9 protein-coding genes and 1 riboswitch are annotated in these 10,410 nt (G+C 44.7%); all 9 genes read left to right on the forward strand.

What is annotated here, in order from left to right:
* The first annotated feature begins 114 nt into the window (after positions 1–114).
* Positions 115–282: riboswitch (Lysine riboswitch) on the forward strand.
* A 77-nt stretch (positions 283–359) separates the two neighbouring features.
* Positions 360–1,472 carry an alanine racemase gene (gene alr / locus ACW12G_RS04405; RefSeq protein WP_029510079.1) on the forward strand — a complete coding sequence of 371 codons (1,113 nt, stop codon included), beginning with the start codon at positions 360–362 and terminating at the stop codon, positions 1,470–1,472.
* A 39-nt stretch (positions 1,473–1,511) separates the two neighbouring features.
* Entirely contained in the window at positions 1,512–2,609 is a 1,098-nt protein-coding gene (locus ACW12G_RS04410; protein WP_455647370.1) for an aspartate-semialdehyde dehydrogenase, read from the forward strand.
* Between the two features lie 17 nt (positions 2,610–2,626).
* On the forward strand, positions 2,627–3,577 hold the full coding sequence (locus ACW12G_RS04415) for a YdcF family protein (RefSeq protein ID WP_455647371.1): 951 nt from the start codon (positions 2,627–2,629) through the stop codon (positions 3,575–3,577).
* A gap of 87 nt (positions 3,578–3,664) precedes the next feature.
* Positions 3,665–5,443 carry an ABC transporter ATP-binding protein gene (locus ACW12G_RS04420; protein WP_029510082.1) on the forward strand — a complete coding sequence of 593 codons (1,779 nt, stop codon included), beginning with the start codon at positions 3,665–3,667 and terminating at the stop codon, positions 5,441–5,443.
* The gene (locus ACW12G_RS04425) at positions 5,436–7,241 is read left to right on the forward strand and encodes an ABC transporter ATP-binding protein (protein ID WP_029510083.1); all 1,806 of its coding nucleotides are present in this window, start codon (positions 5,436–5,438) and stop codon (positions 7,239–7,241) included. Before ACW12G_RS04420 ends, ACW12G_RS04425 begins: the two co-directional genes overlap by 8 nt.
* Positions 7,242–7,449: 208 nt before the next feature.
* Positions 7,450–8,187 (forward strand): amino acid ABC transporter ATP-binding protein, encoded by a 738-nt coding sequence (locus ACW12G_RS04430; RefSeq protein WP_455647372.1) that lies wholly within the window; start codon positions 7,450–7,452, stop codon positions 8,185–8,187.
* Between the two features lie 46 nt (positions 8,188–8,233).
* Positions 8,234–9,100 (forward strand): transporter substrate-binding domain-containing protein, encoded by an 867-nt coding sequence (locus ACW12G_RS04435; RefSeq protein ID WP_029510085.1) that lies wholly within the window; start codon positions 8,234–8,236, stop codon positions 9,098–9,100.
* A gap of 2 nt (positions 9,101–9,102) precedes the next feature.
* Complete coding sequence (locus tag ACW12G_RS04440; RefSeq protein WP_029510086.1) at positions 9,103–9,744, forward strand: amino acid ABC transporter permease; 642 nt, start codon at positions 9,103–9,105, stop codon at positions 9,742–9,744.
* A 9-nt stretch (positions 9,745–9,753) separates the two neighbouring features.
* Positions 9,754–10,410: amino acid ABC transporter permease (locus ACW12G_RS04445; RefSeq protein WP_029510087.1), on the forward strand; the 657-nt coding region annotated here is incomplete at its 3' end.

Consider the following 10,410-nt stretch of genomic DNA (forward strand, 5'->3'; position numbering starts at 1 on the left):
GTCTTGTTAAGTGGCGACGTGACGCAAGTTAAATTATAGTGGCTAGTGCTGATAGCGAGAAGACAACAACGCATTTGACAAAATAAAAGTATTAGAATAGAATAAAAACAATGAGAAAATCATAGAGGTTGCCGTAGACAAGAGTCACTTGTGGAGTATTGATAGATACGCTGAAACAAGTAAAAGGGGATATGGCCGAAGCACTGACACTATCATGTCAGTTAGCTGGGCCATTGGTTAAGAGCCAATGGACTGTCGCGGATGCGGGGTGCTATGACGGAGATAAGCGTTTTTTATTGCGATCCGTGACTGCCCCCAAGCAGCCACGGATTTTTATTTTATGAGAAAAAGGTGTGACTATGGTAGAGGCAATTACAAGGCCAACACAAATTGAAATATCACAAAAAGCTTTAAAAAATAATGTCGCCGTCGTGAAGCAAACATCAGGCGCAGACAAAATCTTTTTGGCTGTTAAATCTAATGCCTACGGCTTGGGGTTAATCCCAACGTCTAAAGCAGCCGTCGCGGGTGGTGTCTATGGCTTAGCGGTAGCCATTATTGATGAAGCTTTGGCCTTACGCCATGAGCGATTGACGGCACCAATTTTAATTTTAGGGATTTCACCAGCAGAATATGCGGAATTAATGGCTGTCCAACATATTATGGCTACGGTTGTGTCGCTTGATTGGTTAAAAGAGGCGGCGACTTATTTGTCCGGTGAACAACGTTTGCATGTCTCGTTAGGGGTTGATACGGGGATGGGACGAATTGGCTTCCGTGATCGTGCAGCGCTGGCCGAAGCCATTGCTTATGTCCAAGCACATCATGATTTATTTGACTATGTTGGCTTAGCGACGCATTTTGCCGAGTCCGATTCGGCTAATACTGATTATTTTGAGATGCAACTGGCGCGTTGGCATGCGCTAACTGATGGCTTACCGGAACCAGAATACTATCACGTCGCCAACTCTGGGGCTGCCATGTATCACGCTGACGAAGTCCCACACGACGTCATTCGCGTGGGGACAGTCCTGTATGGCGTGGAACCTTCCCGTGGCGAATTGGCCGACGGCCATGAGTTACAGCCAGTCATGGCTTTGCGTAGTGAAATCAACTTTGTGAAGCAACTGCCAGCGGGTGAAGGTATTAGTTATTCCCACAAATACACCACGACTGGCGACGAATGGATTGGCACAGTGCCAATTGGCTATGGCGATGGGTGGCTCCGCAAATTGACCGGATTTAACGTGATTGTTGATGGCCAATACGCACCGATAGTTGGCCAAATCGCCATGGATCAAATGATGATTCGCTTACCACGAGAATATCCTGTGGGAACAAAAGTGACCCTCATTGGTCGTGATGGTGGGTTAGAAAATACCTTGGAAGATGTCGCCCAACACGCGGGCTTGGCCCCTTGGGAAATCATGACTGGGATGCAAGATCGCTTGCACCGCGTACTTGTCGATTAGGACACACAGCGTAACAAACTTAACATTGAGGAGAACAAAATGACAGAAAAAACTTATCATGTGGCAATTTTGGGTGCCACTGGCGCAGTTGGCACACGGTTGCTATCACAATTGGAACAATCAACGATTCCGGTTAGTCAAATTAAGTTATTGGCTTCAGCATGTTCGGCTGGCACGACTTTAATGTTTAAAGGCGAACCAGTGACGGTTGAAGAAGCCACGCCAGAAAGTTTTGACGGTGTTGATTTGGTCTTAGCATCAGGCGGCGGCTCAGTTTCAAAGCGGTTTGCGCCTGAGGCAGTTAAGCGCGGTGCCGTTGTTGTCGATAATTCAAGTTATTGGCGTATGCATGATGACGTACCACTTGTCGTACCTGAAGTGAATGAAGCCGCTTTACAAGCGCATCAAGGCATTATTGCTAATCCAAATTGCTCAACCATTCAAATGGTAGTGGCCTTGGAACCGATTCGCCAAGCCTATGGTCTAGAACGGGTGATTGTGTCAACGTATCAAGCCGCCTCTGGGGCAGGCCAATTAGGTTGGGATGAATTAGTCGCGCAAACAACGGCTTATAATGCTGGTGAACCAGTCACGGCATCAGTTTTGCCAGTCCGTGGTGCGGCTAAGCACTATCCATTGGCCTACAATTTACTGCCCCAAATTGATGTATTTGAAGATGATGGGTACACCCATGAAGAATGGAAAATGATTCACGAAACCAAGAAAATTATGTTTGGTGATAAGGATTCCCGTGACGTGAAAGTGACTGGCACGGCTGTGCGTGTGCCGGTGCCAATTGGGCATGGGGAAACGGTTTACTTTGAAACAGCGGCTGGTACTGGGGCCACGGCACAGGGAATTCAACAAGTCTTAAGCCAAGCACCAGGGGTTGTGCTGGAAGATAATCCATCCGAGCAACTTTACCCACAACCGGTTAATGCGGCGGGCAAGCGCGAGACGTTTGTCGGTCGTGTCCGGCCGGATTTGGAAGTGGACGATGCTTTCCATATGTGGGTCGTGTCAGATAACCTCCTCAAAGGGGCGGCCTGGAACACCGTGCAAATTGCTGAGCGATTGGTGGCGCTTGACTTAGTGCGCGTCCCAGATACAGCAACAAATCCATTTACAACAGCGTAACGTGATACAATAAGGCTATGATAACCCTCATTTATCTTGTAACAATTGGATTATTATTGGTAGCGCTTGGTTACCAATTGCAGAAAAACCCCGCGACGATGACAATCGGTACGTATGGGGTTTTTATTGCATTGAGCGTGATTTTATTGTGTCAACATTGGCTCAACTTATCGCCAGCCAGCCGGCAAGCTATTCGTGTCGGGAGCTACAGCATAGCTATACTCATGGGTGTTATTTTAATGCTGAGCATTGCGTGGTACAGTTGGAAAAAATCACGACGGTTGCTGGTGCCAGGCATTATTGGTGGCTATTTAATCAGTTTAGTTTTGTTATCCCCGTGGTCATTATGGCGGATGGCTGCGCCGTGGTTGCTGTTTTATTTTGTCTGGCAGTTTAGTCGCTTTTTAATCAGCAGTGTGGCTTATGGGATCGTCAGCCGACCACCCAAAGTTGGTCCGCTTGTGGTATTAGGCGGTGGTTTAGCGGATGGCTATCATGTTGGTAAAATCGTGGATGCGCGTATCCGAGCAGCGGTGTTAGATGCCCAAAAAATGACCCCTTTCCCGATTATCGTATTTTCGGGTGGACAAGGTGACGATCAGCAACGGAGTGAAGCAGCAGCGATGCGGGAACATGCCGTCTTGCGCTATGGTGTCCCGCTGGCGCAAACACGATTAGAAGATCAGTCACGGAATACCATTCAAAATTTTCGTTATAGTGCGGCTTTGCTTGATGGGCAACCGTTAACGTTTTATACGAGTGATTACCACGTTTTTCGGGGTGCATTGATCGCGCAAACACTAGGCATTTCAGCGCGTGGGCGTGGTGGAGTGTCGGTTTGGCGGCATCGCATACCGGCCTTTTTGCGCGAGTTTGCCGGTGTGATGAGCTTGCACAAACGGCGACAGGTGCTATTTGGCATTTTGTGGGTCATTGTAGCAGGTTTAAACGTGATTTTTTTCTCATAAAATAGTGTGTTATAATGCCTTTTATGATGTTGTTATGTGAAAAATGACGATTAAATAATATAACAATGGTTAAAAAGGGAGGTGTACATGAGTATTTTTGGAAAATTGATGTGGTTTTTTAAAGCGCATCAACGGCTTTATATTTTAGGGTTGTCTTTTTTATTCTTAACAGAAATTTCACAAATGGTGTCACCGGCACTGATTGGGCAATTCACGGATAAAGTTGTACGCCGAGAATTAACATTTGAGGGGCTGGTGTTTTATGCTGGTGGGATTTTGTTGTTTGCGCTCTTAATGTATGGTTTTCGCTACGCGTGGATTACCCACATTTTTCAGGGATCAGCGTTACTAGAAAAAACATTACGGCAACAGCTTTTTGACCATTACATGGCGATGGATACCACGTTTTATCAACGGCATCGTACGGGTGATTTAATGGCGCACGCATCCAACGATTTATCAGCAATCCAGCGTGTGGCGTCGGGTGGTATTTTAATGTTGGTTGACTCTGTGGTGGTGATTATTTTCACGGTGGCCTCGATGATTCTGGTAGTAGATTGGCGTCTAACGTTAATTGGTATTTTGCCTTTACCATTGTTGATTATCGGTGTGCGCTACTTATCGCCGAAAATTCGTGCGGCGTTTACCGCGTCACAAGAAGCCTTTTCACGCTTATCTAACAAATCCCAAGAATCAATTGCTGGGATTAAAGCGATTAAGACTTTGGGTCAAGAACAACAAGATGCCGCTGCTTTTGAGGCGCAAGTGCAAGAAACGATTCAAATCAATAAGCGGGTTGCTCGAATTGACGCGATGTTTGGCCCAATGGCAACACTGATCATGACCATTAGTTATGTGATTATGATTACCTATGGTGGCTCGCTGGTCGTTAATCAAGCCATTACGATTGGGCAACTGGTCTCATTTTCGACTTATCTTGGTTTATTAGTTTGGCCAATGTTTGGTTTGGGGCAGTTATTTAACGTCTTGGAACGTGGAAATGCGTCATATATTCGTGTCCAAAACATTTTGTCTGAAAAATCTGCGGTGGTCGAAAAGCCAGATGCGGTCACGACACGGGCAACGGGTGACTTGGTCATTGATGTGACCGCGTTTAGTTATCCTGATGATGACGCGGCAAATTTGGCCTTAGAGCACATTAACTTTACAGTTAAAGCCGGTGAAACTTTGGGCATTGTCGGGCGTGTTGGTTCAGGAAAAACTACATTATTGAAGTTGTTATTGCGGCAATTTGATGACTATCAAGGCACGATTAAAGTGGGTGGTACGGACATTAAGGATTACACTTTTGCGGCGTATTTACGCGCGATTGGTTATGTGGCGCAGGAAAATTTCCTATTCTCGACAACAATTCGTGACAATATTCGATTTGCTAATATTGATGAGACACAAGCGGTGGTCGAAGCCGCGGCTAAAAAAGCCGCCTTTCATGAAGATGTCTTAGCGTTGCCGGCCGGTTACGACACCGAAGTTGGTGAACATGGGGTGAGCTTATCTGGTGGCCAAAAGCAACGTTTGGCGATTGCGCGTGCGTTAATTATTGATCCGGAAATTTTAATTTTAGATGATGCCTTGTCAGCCGTTGATGCGCGGACGGAAAAGCAAATCTTACAAGCCTTGAAGGCCGATCGCCAAGGGAAAACGACAATTATTGCCGCGCATCGGATGAGTTCGGTGATGAATGCCGATGAGATTATTGTGTTTGACCAAGGCCGTATTAAAGAACGCGGCACCCATGCCGAGTTAATGGCCAGAGATGGCTGGTATGCCGAGATGTATCGCCAACAACAATTAGCAACAGAATTAGAAGAAAAATTAGATGGAAAGGCGGGCGCTGATGTCTGAAAATAATGAATCAGTCTGGGCGAAAAGTATTCCGCTCAAAACACAAATTCGGGTGATTACCACGTTGATGAAACAAGCAAAGCCCTTTCGCCAGATGTTTTTTGTCGCCCTTGCAATTGGTGGTGTCTTTGCGCTCTTGCAAGCAGCCGCACCACGTGTGATTGCTTACTATATGACGACTTACCTGCATCAAGGGGACAATATCACCATCCAAATCATGTGGAGCTTTGCCCTGTTAGTCGCCGCTATTCGGGTCTGTCAAGCTATTACGGATGGTCTGAATGCCTATTATTTCACGGTGGCCGCAGAATATGCGTTAGAAGATATCCGCGTCAAGGTCTTTGAGAAGTTGCACACCTTAGGGATGCGTTTCTTTGATCGCGTGCCGGCGGGATCTTTGGTGACGCGCGTGAACAATGATACGGCTTCATTAGCGGATTTTTGGCGCTTTTTCATGGAATTAACCTTTGTGGTGATGAGCATGATTGGTGCTTATATCGGGATGCTGACGGTGAGTGTGAAAGCCACGTTGCTGATGCTAGTCGTGGTGCCGTTTATTGTCATTTCGGTGGTGTTATACCAGCGTTTCTCATCGAGTCTTTTCCGTCATATGCGTGAACGCCTCTCACATTTGAATGCTAAAATTGCCGAAAGTATTACCGGAATTGATGTTATTCAAGAATTTTACCAAGAAGATCGGTTTAAAAAGGCCTTTGCCAAGGTCAACGGTGAATATTTCAATGCGCGTTTTAAAATGATTAAAGCTGATGCGTTGTTATTAGAGCCGATGATTGATTTGATGTTAGGGGGCGCAATGGTGCTGGTCCTCTGGTACTTCGGGGTTTTGTCGATGACCACTGCCGTTTCAGCTGGGGTGATTTATGCGTTTACTACCTATTTAAATAATATTTTTAGTCCATTAGAAAATGTGATGAATTTGTTTAGTCCTTTCCAAGAAGGCTTGGTTTCTGGTTATCGTGTTTTGGGCATTTTGGATGATGACACGTATGCCCCAGCGCAAAATCCAGGTGCAGATAAGCAAATTACTCAAGGAAAAATTGAATTTAAACATGTCAACTTTAGTTATGATGGACAGCATCCAATTTTAAAGGATTTGACCTTTACAGCGAATCCTGGCGATACCGTGGCCTTGGTTGGTCATACCGGTTCCGGTAAATCGTCAACGATTAACACATTGATGCGCTTTTACGATTTTCAAAGTGGGGAAATTTTGCTCGATGGGCAGGATATTCGGGATATTGATCCCGTTGATTTGCGTCAAAAAATGGGCTTGGTGTTGCAAGAACCGTTTATGTTTTATGGGGATGTCGCCTCTAACATTCGGATGTATGATGATACGATTTCCGACGACCAGATTATTAAGGCTGCTGAATTCGTTGGGGCAGATAGTTTTATTGATGAGCTGGACGATCAATATCATGCCAAAGTACAAGAAGGCGGTTCAGGCTTCTCAGCTGGGGAAAAGCAGTTGATTAGTTTTGCCCGAACGATTGTGAAAGATCCAAAAATTTTGATTTTAGATGAAGCGACCGCCAATGTGGACACAGAGACGGAAGTATTGATTCAACAATCACTCCGGAAAATGCGCCAGAATCGGACAACCATTGCGATTGCGCACCGCTTGTCGACCATCAAGGATGCTGACTTAATTCTCGTGTTAGATAAAGGCGAAGTGGTCGAGCGGGGGACGCATGATGCGTTACTGGCGCAACGCGGCCGTTACTATGACCTATATCGTTTGCAAGGGATGACAGATGATGAGACGGCAGTTAGTTGACCGGGTGTAATGTTAAGAAATTCACATTTTTATGTCACGTTTCCTGCCATGGATTAATTTAAAATGTCGGGTGACACGTAGAATAGAAGTATGAGCAGACTGGGGCGAATCGTGTAATATGCCTGCGTATTGCACGATAATCGTCCTTTTTTGTATCGGGACCGTGTGCCGTGTTAAAGCACTTGCGAGAAAAAGGAGAAATTTATTCATGTCAATGATTGAATTCAAAAATGTTGAGAAGTACTATGGCAACTTTCACGCATTAAAAAATATCAATTTGAAGATTGATGAAGGTGAGACTGTTGTGTTGATTGGCCCATCTGGGTCAGGAAAGTCAACGTTGATTCGGACAATCAATGGATTGGAAGAAATTCAAGAAGGTCAGTTGCTGGTCAATGATTTTGATCTACACGATCCAAAAACGGATATGAACCGTATCCGTAAGAATGTTGGGATGGTGTTCCAGCATTTCAATTTATATAACAATAAATCAACATTAGAAAATATCATGCTGGCACCGCGTTTGGTGTTGAAGCGTGATGAAGCGGAAAACAAAAAAATTGCGAAGGAGTTGCTTGAAAAAGTTGGTTTGGCCGACAAAGCAGCGAATATGCCATCTGAATTGTCTGGTGGTCAAAAGCAACGTGTGGCCATTGCGCGTTCACTGGCGATGAAGCCAAAAGCCCTGTTGTTTGATGAACCAACTTCAGCATTGGATCCAGAAATGATCGGTGATGTGTTGGATGTTATGCGAGATATTGCCAAAGATTCATCTATGACAATGCTTGTCGTGACACACGAAATGAGTTTTGCCAAGGCGGTGGCTGATCGCGTGATCTTCATGGCTGATGGGCAAATTTTGGAAGACAGCACAACTCAGGCATTCTTTGATAATCCAAAGGAAGCACGTGCCAAGAAGTTCTTGAGCCAAGTTGAACATCATTAAGAATAGAGGAGGGGCGTTTGAGAGTAATCTGAACGCACAGTAAATTATGGAAAAAGCTAAAAAACGACAATTTGGCATTATTGCAACAATTGTTTTAGCTGCCGTTATTGTCCTCGGTTTAATGTGGGCAACAGCCACAGCTAAGAAAAATTCAGAACACGAAGACACGTTGGCGCGTGTTGAACGACTGGGTCGTATTGTCTGGGGTGTTAAAGCAGATACCAAGTTATTTGGTCTGATGAATACCAAAACAGGGACACCAGAAGGCTTTGACGTCGATATTGCCAAAGCCTTGACGGTGCAAATTTCAAAACAAACTGGCGTGCCAATGTCAGCACAGTTTATCCCAGTATCAGCATCTTCTAAGATGCAGCTGTTGAAGAACACTAATATTGATGGCTCTGTCTCAACGATGACAATTACGCCAGAACGTGAAAAGATTATTGACTTTACTAAGCCATATTTTGACGCCGGACAATCAATCTTGGTGAAAAAAGACTCTGGCATTCACTCTGTTAAAGATATGAATGATTCAAAGTACACGATTATTGTGGTCGTGGGGACAACTGCTGCGACTGAAATTAAGAAGTTTGCGCCTAAGGCAAAGGTTTTGGCAGTGCAAGACTACGCCACAGGTATGCAAGCGTTGAAGAGTGGTCAAGGGCAAGCGATGTCAACTGATAACGCGATCTTGTATGGTTTTGCAACTGAAAACCCAGAGTATCATATTGCTGGTGGCACATTTACACATGGCCCTTACGGGATTGCCTTTGATAATGATCAAGGCCCAATGATTCGCGAAGCCAATAAGGCATTGGCAACGATCAAAAAGAATGGTGTCTACAATGAATTAATTAAAAAGTGGTTCAGTGATGTTCCTGGTCTTGACTGGCACAGTTTGGAGGCAAAGTGATGATTGAATTGTTACAGAATAATTTTCCAACTTTGATGCAGGGCTTTGGTTACACGCTACTATCGAGTGTGATTGCGCTGGTGGGATCCTTGATTTTAGGGACAGTGTTTGCGGTGATGCAAGTGATGCCACAGACGTGGGTTCGTCGCATTGGTAACATTTATGTCCAAGTTTTCCGAAATATTCCACTTTTGGTGATTACGTTCTTCTTCTTCTTGGTCGTGTCACAGTACGTTAAAATGAGTGGTTTCGTCTCAGGAACGGTCGCGTTGATGTTGTATACGTCAGCGTTTATTGCCGAAACTGTCCGTGCAGGTATTTTGGCGGTTAATGGTGGACAAATGGAAGGTGCGCGAGCAAATGGGTTGTCATTTGCGCAAGCAATGCGCCATATTGTTTTGCCACAGGCGTTCCGTGTGGCCTTACCATCACTCGGTAACCAATTTATCAATTTGGTTAAAAACTCATCTATTTTAGCCTTTGTCGGTGGTTTGGACTTGATGTATCAAGGTAATATGATTGCGGCCAATACGTTTGAAACGTTTAGCACTTATATCATTGTCGGTATCTTATACCTCATCATTACCTTACCGTTGAGTTACTATATGCAGCACCTTGAGCGTAAGCTCAAGCAGGCAGCGTAAGGAGGAATTATGGCGACATTAGGATTTTTTAGTGCCTTTACACCACAAAATGTGACGTATTTATTAGGCGGCCTGGGGATCACAGTTGGCGTATCCCTCATTTCAGTTATTTTGAGTTTGATTTTTGGCTCAATTGTCGGGATTATTCAATTTGAACGCATCCCTTATTTTTCAAAATTTGTCGGTACGATCAATAACGTGATTCGTAATTTGCCGCTGTTGTTAATTATTTTCTTTGTTTACTTTGCGTTGCCAAAGATTGGGATTCACTTATCAGTCTTTTGGGCTACCATCATTGCGATGAGTACATTTGAATCAGCGATGTTGGCTGAAATTGTGCGTGGTGGCTTGGAATCAGTTGATATTGGCCAATTTGAAGGTGCGCGTGCGAACGGCTTGAGTAATATGCAAACGATGATTTATATCATTTTGCCACAAGCTTATAAGAAAATGATTCCACCAATTATTTCGCAATTGATTTCATTGGTGAAGGATACCAGTTTGGCAATGGGAATTGTGTTGGCCGAATTGATGTATCGTGGCCAGATTGTTTATGCGCAGAACTCGACGTATATTATTCCAGTATTGATTGTGATTACGCTGGTCTACTTCGTCTTGAATTACGGTCTGTCATTAGTCGCACGCTGGGCTGATCGTAAATTAGCG

The organism is Leuconostoc sp. (assembly GCF_965300815.1).